The organism is Streptomyces sp. CAU 1734, from assembly GCF_039888735.1.
Lineage (GTDB): Bacteria > Actinomycetota > Actinomycetes > Streptomycetales > Streptomycetaceae > Streptomyces.
Map to the genome: position 1 here is coordinate 393589 of NZ_JBDQQP010000005.1, position 21660 is coordinate 415248.

Consider the following 21660-nt stretch of genomic DNA (forward strand, 5'->3'; position numbering starts at 1 on the left):
AGTGCATCCGGAACGGGCGTGAGTTGTGTCACCGGCGCCGGCGGGGGGTGTGTGCGAGCCGACGGGCCCGCCCGGCGCCGGGCTCCGGCGACCGGGGGAGCGGCGGTCTCCGCGCACCCGGCCGACAGCGGAGAGCGACCACCGGGGCGGGGCGCGGACGGCTTCCGGTACCCCCGGTGGCCCGGAAGGGCCGGCGCGAACCGCACCCTGGACGGGGTCCGGCGCTTGGACTAGCTTCCACCGCCATGACCTCCATGGGGAAGACGAGACGAGTGGTGTCACTGTGCCTTTCCGTGCTGGCGGTGGGCGCCGTGCTGGCGGCGCCGGCCCGAGCAGCCGTCCCGGGCCAGGCCGGGGGCGGGGGACCGGAGTGGAGTGTGAAACCGGCCGGCACGGATGTCCGGCTGCGGGGACTGGCCGCCGTCAGCCGCGCGACCGCCTGGGTGGCGGGCTCCCGGGGGACGGTACTGCGCACCGCGGACTCCGGCCGCACCTGGCACGACGTCTCCCCGCCCGGCGCGAGCGGCCTGGAGTTCCGCGACATCGAGGCGTTCGACGGCAGACGTGCGGTCGTGCTCGCCATCGGCGAGGGCGAGGCGTCCCGGATCTTCCGCACCGGTGACGGCGGGGCCACCTGGACGGAGTCCTTCCGCAACCCCGACCCCCGGGCCTTCTACGACTGCCTCACCTTCTTCGACAACCGGAACGGGCTGGCGCTGAGCGATCCGGTGGACGGGAAGTTCCGCATCCTCTCCACCCGGGACGGCGGGCACTCCTGGCGGGTGCTGCCGGACGCCGGGATGCCCGCGGCGCAGACCGGTGAGGCGGGCTTCGCCGCGAGCGGGCAGTGCCTGGTGAGCGCCGGCAGCAGGGACGTCTGGCTGGCGACCGGGGGCGCGGCCACGGCCCGGGTGCTGCACTCCGCCGACCGCGGCCGGAACTGGACGGTCGCCGAATCGCCGATCCCGGCCGGGGATCCGGCACGCGGTGTCTTCGCCCTCGCCTTCCGCGACCGGCTGCACGGGATCGCCGTCGGCGGTGACTACCGGACCGGGCAGCCCTCCGAGCGGGCGGCCGCCGTCAGCCGGGACGGGGGGCGCGGCTGGCGTCCGTCGGCGACTCCGCCGCCCGCGTACCGCTCCGGGGTCGCCTGGCTGCCGCACAGCTCGCGCGCGGCGCTCGCGGTCGGGCCGACGGGTACGGATCTCACGCTGGACGCGGGGCGTACGTGGCGGACGGTGGGCACCGGGTCGTACGACACGGTGGACTGCGCGGCGGATGGCGGGTGCTGGGCGTCGGGTGAGAAGGGGGGCGTGGCGAGGCTGGAGTGGCGGCGCGGCTGAGCGGGGGCCTTTGGCGGGGGGCGGGCGTGAGGGGCGCGGGTGCTTGCGGGGCGCGGGTGCTTGCGGGGCGCGGGTGCTTGCGGGGCTCCGCCCCGGGCCCCGCGCCTCAATCGCCGGCGGGGCTGGATTTGGCTCGTGCCCGTCCGCGTGTGTGAGGTGTGGGGTTCTGCGGGGCAGGTCCCGGCCCCGCGCCTCATCCGCCGGCGGGGCTGATGTCGCCCGCGCGTTACGGGCGCGGGGGCTGTTCGCGGTACTCGGCCAGGCCGGGGGCTGTTCTCGTCGCGTGGAATTCGGTGATCCGGTACGCGCAGACGGCGTTGACCGTGAAGGGGTCGGACGCCGCGATCTCCTCGATGCGCGCGCGGTCGGGGCCGGCGGCGAGGATCACCCCGCCGTCCCGGGGGTTCTTCCGGCCCGAGGCGATGAACACGCCCGACTCGTAATGCGCGTTCAGCCACTCCAGATGCGCCTCCATCAGCGCGTCCGCGCGCTCCACGGGGGCGGTGTAGGTCAGCTCCAGTACGAACATGATCGCCAGGCTACGGCAAGGGGGAGGCCCGCGCGGTGCGTCCCCCCGGTGCCGTGAACCGACCCGTCCGGGAGCCTCAGCGACCCGGGGCGGGCACGGCCGCGAAGACGACATCCCCGGCCCGGGTGGTGATCTCGGCCCCGCCGCCGAGGGCCCACGCGGCGACCCGGGAGGCCACCGCCGCCGGGACCACCGCGCTGACCCCGGGCGCCGCCGGTATGTCATGGGTGGCGTGGGCGTCGTACGGCAGAACGACCCGGTAGCCCAGCGCCAGTGCGGTGCGCGCCGTCGCCTGGACGCAGATCTCGGACATCACACCGCAGACGGCGAGCGACTCCACCCGTGCGGCGGTCAGCAGGCCCCCGAGCGGTGTCCCGGCGAAGCTGTCGGCCTCGGTCTTGCGGATCACGGTCTCCGCGGGGCCCGGCTCGACGCGGTGGTGGAGCGCCCAGCCGGGGGTGTGGGGCTCGTCGCCCGCTCCGGGGCGGCCGTCGTTCTGCACATGCACCACCAGCGACCCGCTCCCGCGGGCCCGGTCGATCAGCGCGGCCGTGCGGTCCAGCAGCCGGGCCGCCTCGGGCACCGCCCGCCCGCCGGAGACGGAGGCGGACTGCACATCCACAACGATCAGGGCGGTCACGGGAATCACGGAATCGATCATGCCGTCATCATGGGCCGCCGGCACCGCGCGCCTCCACCCGGTTTTCCGGGCCGGAGTGTCACCGCGGGGACACCTCTCCTACGCTGGGCCCACCATGACGATCATCGAAGTGCCCGCCGGCTGGCCCGCCGGCGAAGAGGCCGCCCGCGCCGTCCAGGACGAACTCCGCGCCCGGGTGGACCTGGACGAGCCGGGCCCGCTGCCCGGCACCGGGCTGGTGACCGGGGTGGACGTGGCGTACGACGACGACCGCGATCTCGTCGCCGCGGCGGCCGTGGTGCTCGACGCCGCCACGCTCGCCGTCGTGGAGGAGGCCACCGCGATCGGCCGTATCGCCTTCCCCTACATTCCCGGGCTGCTGGCCTTCCGCGAGCTCCCGGCCGTGCTGGCGGTACTGGAATCCCTCGCATCGGACCCCGGTCTGGTCGTCTGCGACGGATACGGCCGCGCGCACCCCCGGCGCTTCGGACTGGCCAGCCATCTGGGGGTGCTCACCGGGCTGCCGTCCATCGGGGTCGCCAAGAATCCCTTCGTCTTCCACCACGGTGAACTGGGCCCGCGCCGCGGCGACACGGCCGATCTGCTCGCCGGCGGCGACCGGACCGGCCCCGCCGAGGTGGTCGGGCGGGCCCTGCGCACCCGGGACGGGGTGAAACCGGTCTATGTCTCGGCCGGTCACCGGGTCACCCTCGACAACGCCGTCGCGCAGACGCTGAGCCTCGCCCCCGACTACCGTCTCCCCGAGACCACCCGCCACGCCGACCGGCTCTGCCGGCAGGCCCTCACGGCCGCCGCCGCGCACGCTCCGGATCCGGCCTGACCCGCCCGCCGCCCGGGGAACCCCACCGGCGGACGGTACGGACGCGGCCTACCGCCGGGCCGCGACCCGGAAGCGGATTCCCGCCTCTTGGAGCCGGTCCAGCAGCGCGTCCCCCATCGCCACCGCGGGGGTCAGCTGCCCGCCGGTGCGGGGCAGTTCGTCGAAGGCCAGACAGAGCGCCGACTCCGCGAAGATCTTCGCCGTCTCGTCATAGCCCGGATCACCGCCCGACACCTCCGTGAAGACGGTCCGGCCGCCGCCCTCGCCCACGAAGCGGACCGAGAACCAGCTCTTCGCCCTGCGCTCCGCGTCGGGGCCGTCCCCCGGCTTCCGGCGGTCCGAGAACCACTGCCGGACGGGCGGCAGCTGCGCGAGGCCGATCATCGCCCCCACCGCCGCCATCCCGCCGACCGCCATCGGCAGCGACTTCACCGACGCGTAGTGCCGGTAGCGGAAGTCGGGGCCGTACTCCGGCAGCGCCCGCGCCGAACGGGTCACGATCTGGTTGTCGATCGTCGGCAGCGGCAGCGCCCAGGCATCGGTCTCGGCGCTGAACCGGGGTCCGCCGAGCGGCGCCCGCGCCCGCCTGCCGACCAGCCGGGGCTCGTGCAGCCGCCGTTGCCGTCCGGCGCGGAGCAGGTGCCGTCCCCTGCCCATCGCGTTCAGCGCCGAGGCGAAGGTGCCGCCGGAGAAGGTCCCGTTGGACCCGACGAACCCGTCCACCCGCAGCGGCACGTCCGGCGGCAGCCGGCGGACGGTGAAGTACACGCCCAGATCGGTCGGTACGGAGTCGAAGCCGCAGGCGTGGATCAGCCGGGCCCCGGTCTCCCGGGCGCGGGCCTCATGGCGGACGTACGCCAGATCGACGAACTCCGCCTCACCGGTCAGATCGATGTAGTCGGTCCCGGCGTCCGCGCAGGCGGCCACCAGTGGTTCGCCGTACCAGAGATAGGGGCCGACGGTCGTCGCCACGACCCCTGCGGAGCGGGCGAGTTCGCGCATCGCGGCCGGGTCGTCCGCCGCCGCCTCGATCAGCGGGAGGTCCGCACAGGCCGGATGCGCGGCGGCGAGACGTTCCCGCAGCAGCTCCAGCCTCGGCCCGCTCCGGCCCGCGAGGGCCCAGCGGCAGCCGTCCGGCGCGTGCGCGGCCAGATACGCGGCCGTCAGTTCGCCGACGAACCCGGTGGCCCCGAAGAGCACGATGTCGTACGGGCGCTCAGCGCGACCGGTCCCGTCCTGCCTGTCCACTGATCCTCCGCCGCTCGTGCCGCGTCCGCCGTCTGCCGCCGGCCGGGGAAAGCCCCCTGCCGGGGAAAGCCCCCTGCCGGGGAAAGCCCCCTGCCGGGGAAAGCCCCCTGCCGGGGAGTGCTCCGGCCGGGAGTGCTCCCGCCGGACATGTCACCCGCCGGGGCAAGCCACCCGCCGGGGAAGCCCCCGGCCGGCCGACGAACAGAGCCGGGGAACGCCCCCGGCCCGTGCCGCTCCGGCGGGCCCGGCAGGTGGCTGAGGCTAGCGTGCCGGCGCACCCGGGAAAAGACGCGTTTCCCGCCGGTAACACCGGTGGCCGTATCCCGGCCCGCCGTTGCCGCGCCGAATCGCCCGGGTGATTCCAAGCGCTTGCTCGGGCGAGGGCCTTGTCTGCGCCGAAGGGCGTTCATACCATCACCGGTGTTACATCACTTGTGTCACATCAAGGCTGGGGACCCATGACAGCGACCTCCACACCGGACCCGACCACGACCGCGGCGGCGGATCCGGGACCGGCGGCACCGGCCGGCGCCGGACCTCTCGCCGGCGTACGGGTGGTGGAGCTCGCCGGAATCGGCCCCGGACCGTTCGCCGCCATGCTCCTGGCCGACCTCGGCGCCGATGTCGTCCGCGTCGACCGGCCCGGCGGCCCCGGGCTCGCCATCGACCCGGCCCATGACCTCACCAACCGGAACAAGCGCTCCGTACTGATCGACCTCAAGGCCCCCGGCGGATCCGCCCGGGTCCTCGAACTGGCCGAGCGCGCGGACATCCTGATCGAGGGGTACCGGCCCGGTGTCGCCGAACGCCTCGGCGTCGGACCCGACGAGTGCCTCGCCCGCAACCCGCGGCTGGTGTACGGACGGATGACCGGCTGGGGACAGCGGGGCCCGCTCGCCGACCGGGCCGGGCACGACATCGCGTACATCGCCGTGACCGGCACCCTCGGCATGATCGGGAAGCCGGACGAGCCGCCCGCCGTCCCCGCCAACCTCGTCGGCGACTACGCCGGCGGCTCCCTCTATCTCGTCATCGGCGTGCTCGCGGCGCTCCGGCACGCCCGTACCGAGGGCGGCACCGGCCAGGTCGTGGACGCGGCCGTCGTCGACGGCGCGGCCCATCTCGCCACGATGATCCACGGCATGACGGCGGCCGGGGGGTGGCAGGACCGGCGCGGATCGAATCTGCTCGACGGCGGCTGCCCCTTCTACGGCTGCTACGAGACCGCGGACGGCGAGTACATGGCCGTCGGCGCGCTGGAGAAGCGGTTCTACGACGAGTTCATCCGGGTGCTGGGCATCGGCGACCGGGCCCCGGCCCGCCGGGACTTCGACCGCTGGGGCGAGCTGCGCACCCTGGTCGCCGAGCGGTTCCTGACCCGTACGCGCGCCGAGTGGACCGCCGCCTTCGAGGGATCGGACGCCTGTGTGGCACCGGTGCTCTCGCTGCGCGAGGCCCCCGGGCATCCGCATCTCGCCGCGCGCGGCACCTTCACCGAACACGCCGGAGTCGTCCAACCCGCCCCCGCACCGCGCTTCTCGGCCACACCCGCCTCGGTGCGCACCGGCCCCGCGCTGCCGGGGGCCGACACGGCGGCGGTGGCGCGGGACTGGGGCCTGCCCGCGGAGGGCACCACCGGAGAGGGATGACCGCGATGACGGCGGTACGGGCTCCCGGGCACCGCCCCGCGCGATCCCCGCCGGACCCCACCGTCCCGCGGCACCCGCACGGCACCCCCGCTCCCGCCTCTCCCACCCCGAAGGGCTGTTGTCTTGAGCACCGAAGCGTATGTGTACGACGCCATCCGCACCCCGCGCGGGCGCGGCAAGGCGAACGGCGCCCTGCACGGCACCAAGCCGATCGATCTCGTCGTCGGCCTCATCCGGGAACTGCGGGCCCGCTTCCCCGGGCTCGACCCCGCGGCCGTCGACGACATCGTCCTCGGTGTGGTGGGCCCGGTGGGTGACCAGGGCTCCGACATCGCCCGGATCGCCGCCATCGCGGCCGGACTTCCCGACACGGTCGCCGGAGTACAGGAGAACCGCTTCTGCGCCTCCGGCCTGGAAGCCGTCAACATGGCCGCGATGAAGATCCGGTCCGGCTGGGAGGATCTGGTGCTGGCCGGGGGAGTGGAGTCGATGTCCCGGGTGCCGATGGCCTCCGACGGCGGCGCCTGGTTCGCCGACCCGATGACCAACCACACCGTCGGCTTCGTCCCCCAGGGCATCGGCGCCGACCTCATCGCCACCATCGAGGGCTTCGGCCGCCGCGAGGTCGACACCTACGCCGCCCTCTCCCAGGAACGCGCGGCGGCGGCCTGGAAGGACGGCCGGTTCGACCGCTCCGTCGTCCCCGTCCGCGACCGCAACGGCCTGGTCGTCCTCGACCACGACGAACACATGCGCCCCGGCACCACCGCCGACAGCCTGGCCGCCCTCCCGCCCGCCTTCGCGGCCATCGGCGACCTCGGCGGCTTCGACGCCGTGGCGCTCCAGAAGTACCACTGGGTCGAGCGGATCGACCATGTCCACCACGCGGGCAACTCCTCCGGCATCGTGGACGGCGCGGCCCTGGTCGCCGTCGGATCGCGGGCCGTCGGAGAGCGGTACGGGCTCACCCCGCGCGCCCGGATCGTCTCCGCCGCGGTCTCCGGCTCCGAGCCCACCATCATGCTCACCGGCCCCGCGCCCGCCACCCGCAAGGCGCTCGCCCGGGCGGGACTGACCATCGGCGACATCGATCTGATCGAGATCAACGAGGCGTTCGCGGGGGTGGTGCTCCGGTTCGCCCGCGATCTGGACGTCCCCCTGGACCGGATCAATGTGAACGGCGGCGCCATCGCGATGGGACATCCGCTCGGCGCGACCGGTGCGATGATCCTCGGCACGCTCATCGACGAACTGGAGCGGCGGCAGCGGCGGTACGGGCTCGTCACCCTCTGCGTCGGGGGCGGGATGGGGATCGCGACCGTGATCGAGCGGGTGTGATCCGCCGCCCCGCCGAACACCCCGCCGCCGCCCACGACTGCCTGGAGAGCACACGATGACCGAGCACACCCACAGCCCCGGCGAGTTGGCCGGCGCCATCCGCTGGGTACAGGACGACACCGGAGTCGTCACCCTCGTACTCGACGATCCCGCACAGTCCGCCAACACCATGAACCAGGCGTTCCGCGACTCCCTCGCCGCCGTCGCCGACCGCGCCGAGGCCGAGCGGGATTCCATCCGCGGCATCGTCGTCACCTCCGCCAAGAAGACCTTCTTCGCCGGCGGCGACCTCAAGGACATGATCCGGCTCGGCCCCGGGGACGCCCAGCGGGCCTTCGACGCGGGAATGGCCGTCAAACACGCCCTGCGCCGCATCGAGACCCTCGGCAAACCCGTGGTCGCCGCCATCAACGGCACGGCACTCGGCGGCGGCTACGAGATCGCCCTCGCCTGCCATCACCGGATCGCCCTCGACACCCCCGGCTCCCGTATCGGACTCCCGGAGGTCACCCTCGGACTGCTGCCCGGCGGCGGCGGGATCACCCGCACCGTACGGCTGCTCGGCATCACGGACGCGCTCCTCAACGTGCTGCTCCGGGGCACCCGCCACACCCCGCGCCGGGCCCTGGAGAACGGCCTGGTCCACGAGGTGGCCGAGACCGCCGAGGAGATGACGGCCAGGGCCCGGGCCTTCATCGACGCCCACCCCGAATCCCGGCAGCCCTGGGACGTCAAGGGGTACCGGATCCCCGGCGGGACCCCGGCGGACCGGAGGTTCGCCGCCGATCTGCCCGCCTTCCCGGCCAATCTGAAGAAGCAGACGGCCGGCGCGCCCCATCCGGCCCCGCGCAACATCCTGGCCGCCGCCGTCGAGGGCTCCCAGGTCGACTTCGAGACCGCGCAGATCATCGAGGCCCGGTACTTCACCGAGCTGGTGACCGGCCGGATCTCCAAGAACATGACACAGGCGTTCTTCTTCGACCTCCAGGCGGTCAACTCCGGCGCCGGCCGGCCCCGCGGCTTCGAACCGCGCACGGTGCGCCGGGTCGCCGTGCTGGGCGCCGGGATGATGGGCGCCGGGATCGCCCACTCCTGTGCCCGCGCCGGAATCGAGGTCGTCCTCAAGGACGTCTCGGCCGAGGCGGCGCTGCGCGGCAAGGAGTACTCGCGGCTGCTGCTCGACAAGGCGGTGGCCCGGGGGCGCACGACCGGGGCGGAGCGGGACGCCCTCCTCGCCCGGATCACCCCGACCGCGGACCCGGCCGAGCTGGCCGGGTGCGACGCCGTGATCGAGGCCGTCTTCGAGGACGCCGGCCTCAAGCACCGGGTGTTCCGGGAGATCGGGGACATCGTGGACCCGGACGCCCTGCTCTGCTCCAACACCTCCACCCTCCCCATCACCCAGCTCGCCGAGGGAGTGGACCGCCCGGCCGACTTCATCGGACTCCACTTCTTCTCGCCGGTCGACAAGATGCCCCTGGTGGAGATCGTCAAGGGGGTGGCCACCGGGGAGGAGGCGCTGGCGCGCGCCTTCGACCTGGTCCGGCAGATCGGCAAGACGCCGATCGTGGTCAATGACTCGCGCGGCTTCTTCACCTCCCGGGTCATCGGCCAGTTCATCAACGAGGGGGTGGCGATGGTCGGCGAGGGAGTGGAGCCGGCCTCGGTCGAACAGGCCGCCGCCCAGGCCGGATACCCCGCCAAGGTGCTGGCGCTGATGGACGAGCTCACCCTCACCCTGCCGCGCAGGATCCGCGACGAGGCCCGGCGCGCGGTCGAGAGCGCGGGCGGGACCTGGACGGGACACCCCGCCGAGGAGGTCATCGACCGGATGGTGGACGACTTCGGCCGCACCGGCCGCAGCGGCGGCGCGGGCTTCTACGACTATGACGCCGACGGCTCCCGGGGCCTGCTCTGGCCGGGGCTGCGGGAGCACTTCACCCGCGCGGACGCCGATGTCCCCTTCGCCGACCTGAAGGAGCGGATGCTCTTCTCGGAGGCGCTGGACACCGTGCGCTGTCTGGAGGAGGGCGTCCTCACCTCGGTCGCCGACGCCAATGTCGGCTCCATCCTCGGCATCGGCTTCCCGGCCTGGACCGGCGGCGCGCTCCAGTACATCAATGGATACGAGGGCGGTCTGCCCGGCTTCACCGCGCGCGCCCGGGAGCTGGCCGCCGCCTACGGGGAGCGGTTCGAGCCGTCGGCCCTGCTGGTGGAGAAGGCGGAGCGGGGGGAGCGGTTCGGAGACGACGGCTGACGGCGCGGCACACGGCGGCGATCCGGGCCCGCCCGGCTCTCCGCACGGCGGCGGGCCGGGCCCGCCCGGCTCTCCGCACGGCGGCGGGCCGGGCCCGGCTTCCCGGAGCCCCGGACCCCGGCTTCCCGGAGCCCGGCTCCGGGGTTCCGGCTCCCCGGTTCCGGGGGAAGGGTCAGCCGGTCCCCGTGCCGCCGGGCTCCTCCGCCCGCCGCTCGCCGAACGCCGCCCGCAGCTCCTCCTTGAGCGAGCGCTGAAAGGCCGTGACCAGCGCCTGCACCACCATCGGCCGGATGGGCGCCGACCGGTCCCGCATCGCCGCCACCCGCGCCGGGTCCGGCTCCCGCTCCCGGTAGGGATTCCACACCTCGTCCCGGAAGAGCCGGGTGAGCTCGTACGCCGCCGAGCGGGTGTGCTCCACCAGTACGGTGCGGGCGGCGAGGATCGTCTCGCAGCTGACGGGGACGTCCAGCAGCTGTATCCCGAGGGGCAGCAGCCCCGGATCGATCCGGTACGTCCCCGGCTCCCCCGCGCGCCGCAGCGCGCCCATCGCCGCCAGCCGGTCGATGTCCTCCTCCTCCAGCTCCCGGCCCGCCCGGCGCTCCAGTTCGGCCCGGGTCGTCTCCTCGGCGGAGTCCGGCGCCCAGGAGGCGACGAGCGCCCGGTGGATGGCGAGTTCCTGTGCGGTGAGATCGGCCGGCAGCCGTTCCAGATAGCGCTCGATGGCGGAGAGCGTCATGCCCTGGTGCTGGAGCTCCTCGATCAGCGCGAGCCGGGAGAGATGGCCGGGGCCGTACCGCCCGACCCGGCGGGGGCCGATCTCCGGCGGCGGCAGCAGCCCCCGGGTGGCGTAGAAGCGGATGGTGCGCACCGTCACCCCGGCGCGCGCGGCCAGTTCGTCGACGGTGAGAGCCGCCCCTTCGGTCTCCGCCGCCATCCCCGCCCTCTCCGCCCGTCGGCCGGTCGCCGCGCGGTACAACAGTATTGCTGTCGCACCGCCGCTGTGAAAGGCGTTCATCGCACCCGGCGGGACGGGGTGCCCGGTCCGCCCGGGCACCCCCGGGCCGCAGGTCAGTAGACGGCCACCTCGTACACATCGAGCGCCTCGGTCACCGGCTGGTGCAGTGCCGAGCCGGCGGTGCCGTTGCAGCCGGAGCTGCCCGAGTGGATGCCGAGCGCGGTCGTGCCGGAGAAGTGCGCGCCGCCGCTGTCGCCGCCGGCCGAACAGGCGGTGGTGCGGACCAGCTGGCGTACCGGGCCGCTGCCGTAGTTCACCGTCACATTGACCGCGGTGACCCTGCCGCTGGTGAGCCTGGTCGTCGAACCGCTCTTCTGGATCGCCTGTCCGACGATCGCGTTCGCGGCGGACTCGATGTCCTGGAAGCCTCCGTTGTAGAGGTTGACCGAGCCCTCGGGCTGCGAGCCGTCCATGTACCGCAGGATGCCGTAGTCGTTCTCGGGGAAGCTGGTGCCCTCGCGCAGACCCACTTCGGGACCGCCGGGCGAGGTGGACCAGCTCGGCGCGATATTGGTGCAGTGCCCGGCGGTGAGGAAGAAGCGGACCCCGTCGTCCCGCACCACGTTGAACGCGGCCGAGCAGCGGCTGCCCGCCGCGTAGATCGCGTCACCGCCCGCCAGCTCCTGGGTGAAGACACCGGGCACCCGCTCGATGCTCACGGCGTCGCCGAAGGGCGCGGCCACCGCCGAGAGCTGCCGCAGCGCGGCCTCGGAGACCGAGGAGTCGGCCTCCACGGCGATCCGGTTCGCCGAGGGGTCGACGCCCCACGAGGTGCCGGTGATCCGGGCGCCCTCGTCCAGGGCGGCCATCACCGCCCGGAGTTCCGCCCCGCTGCGCTCGACCACCTCGGCGCGGGCGCCCTCCCGGCGGACCTGCTCGGCGGTCGACTCGTCGGTGACCGTGACGATCAGTTCGCCGGTCGCCGGGTCGAGATAGGAGCCGGCCGACCTCTCGTCGCCGAGGGAGCGCTCCAGCCTGCCGCTGAGCGCGTACTGGCCGGGGGCGGCCTGGAGGCCGGCGGTGGGTGTGGGTTCCGGCTCGGCCGATGCGGCGGGGGCGCCGAACGCGACGGCGGGCACCGTCAGCAGGGCGGCAAGACAGGTGCGCGCGCGGAGCGTGCGTCTCATGGGGGTACTCCTCATTGCCGGTGTTCCGTGGGGGGACTGCGTCAGCAGCAGTCTTGTGCGCGCGGACCCGCCCCGCCCCCGGGCTCCCGTGCCGCCCGGACGGGCGGTGGTCACCCCTGCGGGTGACCACCGCTCACATCCCGCCGGACGCGCGGGCGGTCCGGCGGGCCCCGGCCGCCCGCGCCGGGCGCCGTACCGGGCCGGGGACCGCCCGCACACCGCTCCCGCGCCCCGCCCGTGCCGGCCGCCCGCCGCGGCCCGGCCGGAGGGCGCGGGCGGACCGATCGGCCGATCAGCCGCCGCCATCCGAGTGCGCCGGTACCGCTCCCGCGGGTACGGCCGGAGAGGTGACACCCGGCGGCCGGGCCGCGCGCGACACCCGGCGGGGCGCACTCTTCCCCCGCCCCGGCCCGGGCGGGACTCCGCCCCGGCCCGGGAGGGACCCCGCCCCGGCAGGGACCCCGGCGCCGTCCGAGTCGGCCGGGTGTCTCCCGTACGAGGACGATCTCCCCGGCGGCCTCCGGCGCGGCAGGCCCCCGGCACCGGACGCCGCTACCCGCCGGACCCGGCCCGGCGCGCCGAGGCGATCACCGGGTAGTGGTCGGAGAGATTGGTGTAGGTATGGGTCTTCCCCCAGCTGGAGACCGTCCACGGCGCGGTGGTCTCCTTGACGGTCTCACTGGTCCAGCCGGCCGGCCGGGCGTGTCCGGACCGGTGGAGGACATGGTCCAGATCCTCGCGCGGGTCGGCCGGATAGCGCTCCGCCGCGATCGAGTTCTCGGCGGTGTCGAAGGAGTACGGGTGCCCGGTGTGCGCGTCCGCCCCGGCGAGGCCCGCGTCGCCGAGCATCGCGGCGTACTCCGCCGAATGGCGGTCGACATTGAGATCGCCCGCTACCACGACCTGTTCCGCGGCGGGTATCCGCTTGGCGTCGAGGAAGGCGTCCATCGCCTTGAACTGACGGCTGCGCACCCGGGCCGCCTCGCCCGCGGCACAGCCGGGGTCGGTCGACTGGGCGTGGGTGCCCACGACATGTACCCGGGCGCCGCCGACATTCAGCACGACATAGGCGAAGCCCTTGTTCGACCACCAGTCCGCGCCACAGGCGTCCTTGTGGACATACTGCTCCTTCCGGACGACCGGCCACTTGCTGAGCACGGTGACCCCGCCGTCCTCGGGTGTCGCCGCCGAGTAGGAGCCGCCGGTCGCGTCCCAGCCGCTCCGGCTCCGGCCGGCCACCGGCGTCTGGTGGGGGTACCGCGCGGCGGCCCGGCGCAGCAGCGCGTCCGAGGAGGCGTTGTCGAACGCCTCCTGGAGCACCACCACATCGTGGCCCCGGAAGAACGCGGCCTCGGGTATCGCCGAGGCCCGGTGATTCTGGCCCCAGTTGGGATAAAGCGATGTGGAAAAGAGAAACGCGTTGTACGACAGCACCCGCAGCGGGGGTGTGGCCGCCGGTTCGGGGGCGGCCGCGGCGGGGGAGGCGGTCTGGGCGAGCGCCGCCGCGACCAGGGCGGTGGACAGGGTCATGACAGCCGCATGGCGGCGGCGGGACGTCGAGGGCGGCACGGGAACTCCCGGATGGGTGAGGGCGGAGTACGGCAACACCCATCACATCAGGCTGAGTTACTTGCAGGTAATGGCCAGGTGCCCGGTTTCTTGCCATACTGCGGCCATCGCCCGAACTCCCGGCCGGCGCCGGGCCGCCGGGAAGTGCATTCCGCGCGGCGGGCGGACCTCGCGGGCGGGGAGCGCTCGCGGCGAGGTTCCGGCTCGCGCCACTCCCGACCCGGTAATACGCTGATTGCCCTCTGTCGCGGGGCAGTTGTCAGGAGTACCGTCCGCTCCCATGCCGATAGGTGCGCGGGGCCCCCGCTTGAGGTACAGATCGCTTGTGGTGGCGGCCTCGGCCGCCCTGATGGCCGCGGTCCTCTCCCCGGCCGGCGCGCAGGGCGCCCCGGCGCCCCGGGAGAGCATGCCCGTCCACTCCTATGAGAACGCCATCCGGGAATCCGTCTGGGTCGACATCCGGGTCGACGGGGACGGCGACGGACGGTCCGACCGGGTCGCCGTCGACATCGTGCGGCCCCGGGAGCCGGCCCGGCAGGGCCGGAAGATACCGGTCATCATGGACGCCAGCCCTTACTACGCCTGTTGCGGACGCGGCAACGAAGCCCAGCGCAAGACCTATGACGCCCAGGGGAAACCCGTACAGTTCCCCCTTTATTATGACAATTACTTCGTCCCGCGCGGCTATGCCTTCGCCGCCGTCGATCTCGCCGGAACCAGCCGCTCCGATGGCTGTGTGGATGTCGGCGGACGCTCCGACATCCACTCCGCCAAGGCCGTCGTCGACTGGCTGAACGGCCGGGCCCGCGGCTACACCACCCGTACCGGCACCGAGCGCGCCCGCGCGGGATGGTCCACCGGCGACACCGCGATGATCGGCAAGAGCTACGACGGAACCATCGCCAACGGCGTGGCCGCCACCGGGGTGGAGGGGCTGCGGACCATCGTCCCCATCGGCGCCATCTCCTCCTGGTACGACTACTACTTCGCCAAGGGCGCCCCGCTCTTCGATTCCGGACCCGACTGGCTCGCCGAGCGCATCGAGAGCCCCGGGGCCCGCGCGCGCTGCGGCGCGGTCAAACAGCGGCTGATCGACGGGGCCCCGCGCACCGGGGATCTCACCCGGCTGTGGGCGGAGCGCGACTATCTGCCCGACGCCGGCTCCGTGAAGGCCAGCGTCTTCGCCGTCCACGGCATACAGGACCTCAATGTCCGCGCCAAGCACTTCGGGCAGTGGTGGGACGCCCTCGCCGAGGAAGGCGTGGAGCGCAAGGTCTGGCTGACCCGGGCCGGCCATGTCGACCCCTTCGACTTCCGGCGCGCCGAGTGGGTGAAGACCCTCCACCGCTGGTTCGACCACTATCTGCTGGGTTACGAGAACGGCATCGAACGCGAACCGGTGGCCGATGTGGAGCGCGCCCCCGACCAGTGGTCCACGGACCGGGCCTGGCCGCCGCGGGGCACCGCCGTCACCACCGTACGGCCCGGCCCGGGAGCCGTACCCGGTGTCGGCACCCTCTCCCTCGTACCCGCCCGCCCGGGCGCGGCCGAGACCTTCACCGACGATCCGGCGCTGGACGAGTCCGACTGGGCCGCCCGGATCGACCAGTCCACCCCGGCCAAGGCCGGCTTCATCACCCGTCCGCTCGGCCGCGAGCTGCGGCTCTCCGGATCGTCCGAGGTGAAGCTCACCGTCACCCCGAACACCACCGCGGCCCATCTGACCGCCGTGCTGGTCGATCTCGGGCCCGCTGTCATCCGCGACTTCACCGGGCCGGGCGAGGGCATCGTCACCCGCCCCGAGCGCACCTGCTGGGGTGCGAGCACCCCGGGCGACAGCGCCTGCTACCGGGAGACGGAGGCGGACGCCGCCACCGTCGACCACACCGTCCTCAGCCGGGGCTGGGCCGATCTCGGCAATCACGCGTCCGACGCGCGGGGCCGCCCGCTGACCCCCGGCCGGCCGCACACCATCACCCTCGATCTGCACGCCACCGACCATGTCGTCCCGGCCGGGCACCGGCTGGCGCTGATCGTCGCCGGCACCGAGCGGAATCTGATCGAGCCCCCGGCGGCCACCCCGGAACTGACGGTCGACCTGGCACGCACCTCGGCGCGGCTCCCCATCGTCGGCGGCACCGCCGCCTTCGTCCGCGCCACCGCGCCCCCGGCCCCGTCCGCCGGCCGGGCGAACCCGCCCGCACCGGTCACCGGCCCGCTCCGCGGAGTCGCCGGACCGCGTCCCATCCACCCCCTCCCGGGAGGCGACAGCCGATGACACCCCGCGTCCGCACCCTCTTCATCACCGTCACCGCGGTGGCGCTCGCCGTGCCGCTGCTGACCGTCACCGCCGAGGCGGAACACCACAGCCCGCCGCCGCGAACCGGTTTCGAGCTCAGCAAGGGCGTGCGCTGGACCACCCAGACCGAGGAGCGGGCCTTCCTCGCCGATGTCGACCGGGGCAGCGACCGTGTCCGGGTCGGCCGGATCGGCACCTCGAAGCAGGGGCGCCCGATCCGGCTGGCCCGGATCGGGAACCGCGAGGCGCCCAACACGGTGCTGCTGATCTGTTCCCAGCACGGCGACGAGCCCTCCGGCCGGGAGGCCTGCCTCACCACCATCCGCGACCTCGCCCACGACCGGGACCGAAGAACCCGCGAGCTGCTCTCCCGCACCAGGGTGCTGGTCGTGCCCACCGCCAACCCGGACGGGCGGGCGGCCGACACCCGGGGCAACTCCGACGGCATCGACATCAACCGCGACCATCTCGCGCTGCGGACCGCCGAGGGCCGCGCGCTGGCCGCCGTCATCCGCGACCACCGCCCGGACGTCGTCTACGACCTGCACGAGTACGGGGCGACCCCGCCCTACTACGACAGGGAGCTCTTCGACCTCTGGCCGCGCAACCTCAACACCGACACGGCGGTCCACCGGGAGTCGACCATCCTCTCCGGCCGCTATGTCCGCCCCGCCGCGCGGAAGGAGGGATACACCACCGGCACCTACGGCCTGTGGACCGATCCCGAGACCGGCGAACCGATCCGCCAGGTCGCGGGCGACGGCCAGGAGCGGATCCTGCGCAACGCCTCCGGGGTCAAGAACTCCCTCGGCCTGCTCATCGAGAGCCGGGTGGACGCCCTGACCGTGGAGGAGCGGACCGATCCGGCGCTCAACAACCGGCGCCGGGTGGGCAGCCAGCTCGCCGCCCTCGACGGACTGTTCACCTTCACCGCGGACCGCCGGGGCAAGGTCGAGTCGGCCACCACCGCCGCCCGGCTGGCGGGCCTGCGCGACCGGGGCCCGGTGTACATCGGCGGGGCCGACAACGACCCGGCGGGCCCGGAGGAGATCATCGCCGACCCGCCCTGCGCCTACCGGCTCGACGCCGCCCAGCTCGCCGAGGTGGGGGACGAGCTCGCCCTGCACGGAGTGACGCACCGGCGCGACGGGGACGGCGCGCTCGTCCCGCTGCGGCAGTCCCAGCGGAAGCTGATTCCGCTGCTGCTGGATTCCCGTGCGACATATCACCTCACAAAAGGACAACCGATGACCGCCTGTTGACCGCTGCCAGGTGCGAAACCTGTGGTAGGGGGTAGCGGAAGCACAAATCAGTGCCTTCCGCACAATCCCTGAAAGGTTCCACTTGTGTCGCACGGAGAACACGGAGACCACCGAGAACAAGAGGACGACCCGGGAGGCCGGCCGCTGACCGCCGGCCTCCCGGACCATCCCCAGGAGGCCAAGCGGCCCTCGACCGACCGGGTGGTCTTCGGGGTCACCGCCGTTCTCACCCTCGCCTTCGTGGTCTGGGGCTCGATCGCCACCGACGCCCTGGAGGACATCTCCGGCTCCATGCTGAACGGGCTCATCCACAACGGCGGCTGGGCCTTCGTCCTCTGCGCGTCCGGGTTCGTGGTGTTCGCCCTCTGGCTCGCCATCAGCAGATACGGCAGGATCCCGCTCGGCGACGAGGGCGAGGGCCCCGAATTCCGCACGGTCTCCTGGGTCGCGATGATGTTCAGCGCCGGCATGGGCATCGGGCTGATGTTCTACGGGGTGAGCGAGCCGCTCGCCCACTTCATCACGCCGCCGCCCGGCACCGACCCCAGCGACGCGGCCGACGCCATGCAGATCGCCATGGCCACCACCCTCTTCCACTGGACCCTGCACCCCTGGGCGATCTACGCGGTGGTCGGCCTCGCCATCGCGTACAGCACCTTCCGCCGCCGCAGGCGCCAGACCATCAGCGCCGTCTTCGTACCGCTGATCGGCGAACGGCATGCCCACGGCGGACCGGGCCGGTTCATCGACATTCTGGCGATCTTCGCCACCCTCTTCGGCTCGGCCGCCTCCCTCGGCCTCGGCGCGCTCCAGATCGGCAGCGGCTTCGGCGAGCTGGGCTGGCTGGAGAAGACCGGTACGGGGCTGCTGGTCGCCATCATCGCGGTACTGACGGTCGCCTTCGTCGTCTCCGCCGTCTCCGGCGTGGAGAAGGGCATTCAGTGGCTCTCCAACACCAATATGGTGCTGGCGCTGGTGCTCGCCCTCTTCGTCTTCGTCGCGGGTCCCACCATCATGATCCTCGATCTGCTGCCCACCTCGATCGCCTCCTACTTCGGTGAACTGCCCCAGCTCGCGGGCCGTACCGAGGTCTCCGGCGGCGAGGGCGTCGCCGACTGGCTGGGCAACTGGACCGTCTTCTACTGGGCCTGGTGGATCTCCTGGACGCCCTTCGTCGGCATGTTCATCGCCAGGATCAGCCGCGGGCGCACGATCCGTCAGTTCGTCGGCGGCGTCATCCTGGTGCCGAGCACGGTCAGCCTGGTCTGGTTCGCCGTCTTCGGCGGCACGGCGATGAACCTCCAGGAGAGCGGGAAGCTCAGCGACGAGGCCACCCCCGAGGGGCAGCTCTTCGCCGTCCTCCAGCAGTTCCCGATCCCCACCGTGATGAGCCTGCTGGTGATGATCCTGGTCGGCATCTTCTTCGTCTCCGGCGCGGACGCCGCGTCGGTGGTCATGGGCACCCTCTCCCAGAAGGGCACCTTCGAGCCCTCCCGGTTCGTCGTCGTCTTCTGGGGTGTGGTCACCGGCGCGGTCGCCGCGATCATGCTGCTGATCGGGAACGGACAGGGCGACGCGCTCGCCGGACTCCAGAATCTGACCATCCTGGTGGCCGCGCCCTTTGTGATCGTGATGGTCGGCATGTGTGTCGCCCTGATGCGCGATCTGCGCCACGATCCGCTGATCGTGCGCGGGGAGATGGGCACGGAGGTCATCGAGTCCGCGGTGATCGCGGGACACGAGCAGTACGACGGCGACTTCGAGATCCGCATCGGCCCGGGCACGGGTCCGGGGACCGGGCCCGGCGACGGCCGCGACCCGGTGGGACCGCAGCCGGCCGAGCCGCCGCCCTCGCAGGAGTCATAGGGCCCGCCGGGCCGCCGTCCGGGGCCGCGTCCGCCCGTACGCACTCCATCCGTACGCACTCCATCCGGCCGGCGCCGCACCACGCGGCGCCGGCCGGGCCGCCTCCGGCTGCCGCGCATCCGGATGCGGCTCCGTGCGGCCGGGGGCGTCCGTCCGCCCGCCGGGCCCGTGCAACCGGGGCCGTCGTTCACGCGTCGAAGTGGGCACACCCGTCACGCCGTTTCCGGAAGGACACCGCCCATGTCCCTGTTCCGCAAGGCGCTCATCGCCGTCGCGTCCTGTGTTGCCGTGATCGTCGTCGCGGCCCTGATCCATCCGGTCCTGGCGCTCGTCCTCCTCATCCTGATCCCGCTGGTCGGCTACTGGATCTGGAATCTCTCCGACGGGCTCCGCGAGGCCGAACCCGGGGCGCCGCGGCGGCGCGATCCCCGGGACGGCGTCTCCCGCCGGGGGCCCACCCCGCACTGAACCGGCCGAGGACCGGGACCGTGCGGTACGGGCCGGTCCGCGCCCCGGCCGGCTCCCCGGAGCCCGCGCCGGGCTCACCCGCCGGGCACCAGTGCCGCCGCGGCCCGCGCGCAGCCCCAGGCCACCGTCACCCCCGCACCCCCGTGCCCGTAGTTGTGCACCACCAGCCCGCCGCCCGGCAGCCGTTCCGCCTCGATCCGCACCCCGCCCGCCCGGGCCGGGCGCAGGCCCACCCGGTGACCCAGTACCCGGGCGTCCGCGATGGCCGGATATATCCGCGCGCACCGCTCCACGATCCCCGCCGCCGTGACCGGATCCGGCTCCCGCCGCCCGTCGCCCTCCTCGGCCGTACCGCCCAGCACCAGCCGTCCCGGCTGCGGCAGCAGATAGGTCGTCCGCGCCGACGCACCGTCCGCGAGGACGAGCCACTCCTCGATGCCCGGATTCTCCACCAGCACCAGCTGCCCCCGCACCGGCCCCACCGACGGATCCGGAACCAGCTCCCGGGCACCGATCCCGGAGCAGTTCACCACCACCCGCGCCTCGGCCGCCGCCGCGTCGAGCGAGGCCACCGGCCGTGTCTCCACCACCCCGCCGGCCGCCTCCAGCCGCTGCCGCAGCCAGGCCAGATGGACCGGCATGTCAACCAGCGGCACCCGGGCCCGCACCCCCTCCGTGTGACCGGCCGGGAGCTCCCCGGGCCGGGCCGCCCGCAGCCCCGCCACCTCGGCCGCCCACGGCCCCAGCTCCGCGAACCGGGTGTCCGCCAGCACCCCCGCGACCAGCCGCACCCCCGTCGCCTCCGGGCGCCGGGCGAGCTCCTCGTACACCCGCAGGCTCCGCACCGTCCACTCCCCGACCAGCTCCTTCGGCTCGATCCGGTACGGCCACCACAGCGCGCCCGCGACCGACGAGGTGGTCAGTTCGGCCGCCTCCCTGGTCCGGACCCGCACCCGCAGACCGCGCTCCGCCAGCACCACGGCGGTCGTCAGCCCGCTGACCCCGCTCCCCACCACGATCACATCGGTACTCATGCGGTGACGGTAGCGAATCGGCGCCACCCCGCCCGGTGCGGCCGGAACGGGGTGACAGAAGGGGATACTCGCGACATGTCTGCCGAGTACGCGACCTTCGGGCTGGCACCCGTGACACGGGGCGGAGGAGTGGTGCCGGGCGGCGCCCATCGGACGCACCGGGCTTCCCCGGATTTCGTCGTCGACGGCCGCCCGCTGCTCCTGCGGCTCAGTGAGCTCGACGCGGTGTCACCGCTGGCCGCCGATGTGCCCCCGGTGGTTCCGGTCGGGGAGGTGCGCGCCCTGCTCCTCGACGCGCCGCCGCCGCTGGCCGGCGGGCGGTGTGTCATCTACGCCTGCCCCGAATGCCGGTCCCTGGAGTGCGGCGCGGTCACCGCGGTCGTCGAGCGCGACGGGGACGCCGTCCGCTGGCGGGACTTCGCCTGGCAGACCAGCGCCCTCGTCGATCCGGCGCGGGACCGCTACCCGGGCGTCGGCCCGTTCCGTTTCCGCGCCGCCGGCTACCGGGCCGCCCTGGAGCGCCTGCTCGCCGAGAGCACGGAGAGCACGGACAGCACGGAGAGCGTTGAAGGCGCCGGGAGCGCCGTCGTGGCCGCGTCACGGGACCGCCGCCGGGTCGTGCTGACCGGTGCCCGGGACGCCGTCCTCGTACCGCTGCGCGCCGCCCTGCACGCCGGCGGCATCGGTGCGGACATCGCCCCGGACCCCACCCGGCCGCCGGCCGGGGAGCTGCGCGACTACGCCGTGGTGGCCTTCGGCCGCGCGGCCGGCGAGGCGGAGCGCGCCGCGGTGCGCGCGGCCTTCGCGGACGCGGGCGCCGAGCCGGTGTACGTCAGCGGTCTCGCCCCGGTGGTTCCGCTGCTGGCCGCCCAGATCGAGCAGGCGCTGGACGACCGGCGGGCGGACCCGCGCCGTCCGCTCACCGCGCTGACGGCGGGGGACGGAGCGGCCCTGCTGACGGTGGCCACGGCCTGCCGGGTGCGGCTCACCGCGTACCGGGCGGCGCTGTTCCACCGCACCCGGGAGACGCCGGTCTTCGCCGGGACGCTGGAGCCGGGTGAGCACCGGATCGCGCTGGACGGGCGCGCGGTGCGCGGCGCGTCCTTCCTGGTGGCCCGGACCCTGGGCGGCGTGCTCACGGCGGCGGTGGCCCGCCGGGGCGGGTGAGCCCGCGG

The 21660-nt window shown here is 73.9% G+C and carries 17 protein-coding genes; 10 read left to right on the forward strand and 7 right to left on the reverse strand.

What is annotated here, in order from left to right; all coding sequences use genetic code 11:
- Positions 1–245 precede the first annotated feature (245 nt).
- Complete coding sequence (locus tag AAFN69_RS12400) at positions 246–1343, forward strand: oxidoreductase (protein WP_347728454.1); 1098 nt, start codon at positions 246–248, stop codon at positions 1341–1343.
- 226 nt (positions 1344–1569) lie between these two features.
- Here the strand turns inward: AAFN69_RS12400 and AAFN69_RS12405 are convergent, their stop codons facing one another.
- The gene (locus tag AAFN69_RS12405) at positions 1570–1872 is read right to left on the reverse strand and encodes a YciI family protein (protein WP_347728455.1); all 303 of its coding nucleotides are present in this window, start codon (positions 1870–1872) and stop codon (positions 1570–1572) included.
- Between the two features lie 76 nt (positions 1873–1948).
- A complete protein-coding gene (locus tag AAFN69_RS12410; RefSeq protein WP_347728456.1) occupies positions 1949–2533 on the reverse strand; it encodes an isochorismatase family protein in 585 nt (194 codons plus the stop codon).
- A 94-nt stretch (positions 2534–2627) separates the two neighbouring features.
- On the opposite strand from AAFN69_RS12410, the gene AAFN69_RS12415 reads away from it, so the two are divergent.
- A complete protein-coding gene (locus AAFN69_RS12415) occupies positions 2628–3353 on the forward strand; it encodes an endonuclease V (protein ID WP_347728457.1) in 726 nt (241 codons plus the stop codon).
- Positions 3354–3401: 48 nt separating this feature from the next.
- On the opposite strand, the gene AAFN69_RS12420 is transcribed toward AAFN69_RS12415, so the two are convergent.
- A complete protein-coding gene (locus AAFN69_RS12420; RefSeq protein ID WP_347728458.1) occupies positions 3402–4601 on the reverse strand; it encodes a saccharopine dehydrogenase NADP-binding domain-containing protein in 1200 nt (399 codons plus the stop codon).
- Positions 4602–5158: 557 nt separating this feature from the next.
- Between AAFN69_RS12420 and AAFN69_RS12425 the strand changes: the two genes are divergently transcribed.
- From AAFN69_RS12425 to AAFN69_RS12435, 3 genes are all read left to right on the forward strand, one after another.
- Complete coding sequence (locus tag AAFN69_RS12425; RefSeq protein ID WP_347728538.1) at positions 5159–6250, forward strand: CaiB/BaiF CoA-transferase family protein; 1092 nt, start codon at positions 5159–5161, stop codon at positions 6248–6250.
- A gap of 123 nt (positions 6251–6373) precedes the next feature.
- Positions 6374–7588 carry an acetyl-CoA C-acetyltransferase gene (locus AAFN69_RS12430; protein WP_347728460.1) on the forward strand — a complete coding sequence of 405 codons (1215 nt, stop codon included), beginning with the start codon at positions 6374–6376 and terminating at the stop codon, positions 7586–7588.
- A gap of 55 nt (positions 7589–7643) precedes the next feature.
- Positions 7644–9845, forward strand: coding sequence for a 3-hydroxyacyl-CoA dehydrogenase NAD-binding domain-containing protein (locus tag AAFN69_RS12435; protein WP_347728461.1), 2202 nt, complete (start codon positions 7644–7646; stop codon positions 9843–9845).
- 172 nt (positions 9846–10017) lie between these two features.
- Here the strand turns inward: AAFN69_RS12435 and AAFN69_RS12440 are convergent, their stop codons facing one another.
- The 3 genes from AAFN69_RS12440 to sph form a co-directional block, all read right to left on the reverse strand.
- Positions 10018–10779: a MerR family transcriptional regulator gene (locus AAFN69_RS12440; protein ID WP_347728463.1), complete on the reverse strand. Its 762-nt coding sequence runs from the start codon at positions 10777–10779 to the stop codon at positions 10018–10020.
- 134 nt (positions 10780–10913) lie between these two features.
- A complete protein-coding gene (locus AAFN69_RS12445; protein WP_347728464.1) occupies positions 10914–11987 on the reverse strand; it encodes a S1 family peptidase in 1074 nt (357 codons plus the stop codon).
- A 552-nt stretch (positions 11988–12539) separates the two neighbouring features.
- On the reverse strand, positions 12540–13517 hold the full coding sequence (gene sph / locus AAFN69_RS12450) for a sphingomyelin phosphodiesterase (RefSeq protein ID WP_347728465.1): 978 nt from the start codon (positions 13515–13517) through the stop codon (positions 12540–12542).
- A 319-nt stretch (positions 13518–13836) separates the two neighbouring features.
- Between sph and AAFN69_RS12455 the strand changes: the two genes are divergently transcribed.
- The 4 genes from AAFN69_RS12455 (at position 13837) to AAFN69_RS12470 (ending at position 19451) form a co-directional block, all read left to right on the forward strand.
- Entirely contained in the window at positions 13837–15834 is a 1998-nt protein-coding gene (locus tag AAFN69_RS12455; RefSeq protein ID WP_347728466.1) for a Xaa-Pro dipeptidyl-peptidase, read from the forward strand.
- Complete coding sequence (locus AAFN69_RS12460; protein WP_347728467.1) at positions 15831–17117, forward strand: M14 family metallocarboxypeptidase; 1287 nt, start codon at positions 15831–15833, stop codon at positions 17115–17117. Before AAFN69_RS12455 ends, AAFN69_RS12460 begins: the two co-directional genes overlap by 4 nt.
- 144 nt (positions 17118–17261) lie before the next feature.
- A complete protein-coding gene (locus AAFN69_RS12465; RefSeq protein ID WP_347728539.1) occupies positions 17262–18983 on the forward strand; it encodes a BCCT family transporter in 1722 nt (573 codons plus the stop codon).
- A 240-nt stretch (positions 18984–19223) separates the two neighbouring features.
- Entirely contained in the window at positions 19224–19451 is a 228-nt protein-coding gene (locus AAFN69_RS12470; RefSeq protein ID WP_347728468.1) for a hypothetical protein, read from the forward strand.
- Positions 19452–19525: 74 nt separating this feature from the next.
- Here AAFN69_RS12470 and AAFN69_RS12475 read toward each other — a convergent pair whose 3' ends face one another.
- Complete coding sequence (locus tag AAFN69_RS12475; protein ID WP_347728469.1) at positions 19526–20485, reverse strand: FAD-dependent oxidoreductase; 960 nt, start codon at positions 20483–20485, stop codon at positions 19526–19528.
- A gap of 75 nt (positions 20486–20560) precedes the next feature.
- Here AAFN69_RS12475 and AAFN69_RS12480 point away from each other — a divergent pair, with 75 nt between their 5' ends.
- A complete protein-coding gene (locus AAFN69_RS12480) occupies positions 20561–21652 on the forward strand; it encodes an oxidoreductase (RefSeq protein WP_347728470.1) in 1092 nt (363 codons plus the stop codon).
- The last annotated feature ends 8 nt before the right edge of the window (positions 21653–21660 follow it).

Excerpts from the sequence above, each read along its gene's own strand:
- AAFN69_RS12400 (WP_347728454.1), top strand. The coding sequence starts at position 246 with ATGACCTCCATGGGGAAGACGAGACGAGTGGTGTCACTGTGCCTTTCC.
- AAFN69_RS12475 (WP_347728469.1), bottom strand. The coding sequence starts at position 20,485 with ATGAGTACCGATGTGATCGTGGTGGGGAGCGGGGTCAGCGGGCTGACG.
- AAFN69_RS12440 (WP_347728463.1), bottom strand. The coding sequence starts at position 10,779 with ATGGCGGCGGAGACCGAAGGGGCGGCTCTCACCGTCGACGAACTGGCC.
- AAFN69_RS12415 (WP_347728457.1), top strand. The coding sequence starts at position 2,628 with ATGACGATCATCGAAGTGCCCGCCGGCTGGCCCGCCGGCGAAGAGGCC.
- AAFN69_RS12460 (WP_347728467.1), top strand. The coding sequence starts at position 15,831 with ATGACACCCCGCGTCCGCACCCTCTTCATCACCGTCACCGCGGTGGCG.
- AAFN69_RS12405 (WP_347728455.1), bottom strand. The coding sequence starts at position 1,872 with ATGTTCGTACTGGAGCTGACCTACACCGCCCCCGTGGAGCGCGCGGAC.
- AAFN69_RS12455 (WP_347728466.1), top strand. The coding sequence starts at position 13,837 with ATGCCGATAGGTGCGCGGGGCCCCCGCTTGAGGTACAGATCGCTTGTG.
- AAFN69_RS12435 (WP_347728461.1), top strand. The coding sequence starts at position 7,644 with ATGACCGAGCACACCCACAGCCCCGGCGAGTTGGCCGGCGCCATCCGC.
- AAFN69_RS12470 (WP_347728468.1), top strand. The coding sequence starts at position 19,224 with ATGTCCCTGTTCCGCAAGGCGCTCATCGCCGTCGCGTCCTGTGTTGCC.
- AAFN69_RS12480 (WP_347728470.1), top strand. The coding sequence starts at position 20,561 with ATGTCTGCCGAGTACGCGACCTTCGGGCTGGCACCCGTGACACGGGGC.
- AAFN69_RS12410 (WP_347728456.1), bottom strand. The coding sequence starts at position 2,533 with ATGATCGATTCCGTGATTCCCGTGACCGCCCTGATCGTTGTGGATGTG.
- sph (WP_347728465.1), bottom strand. The coding sequence starts at position 13,517 with ATGACCCTGTCCACCGCCCTGGTCGCGGCGGCGCTCGCCCAGACCGCC.
- AAFN69_RS12445 (WP_347728464.1), bottom strand. The coding sequence starts at position 11,987 with ATGAGACGCACGCTCCGCGCGCGCACCTGTCTTGCCGCCCTGCTGACG.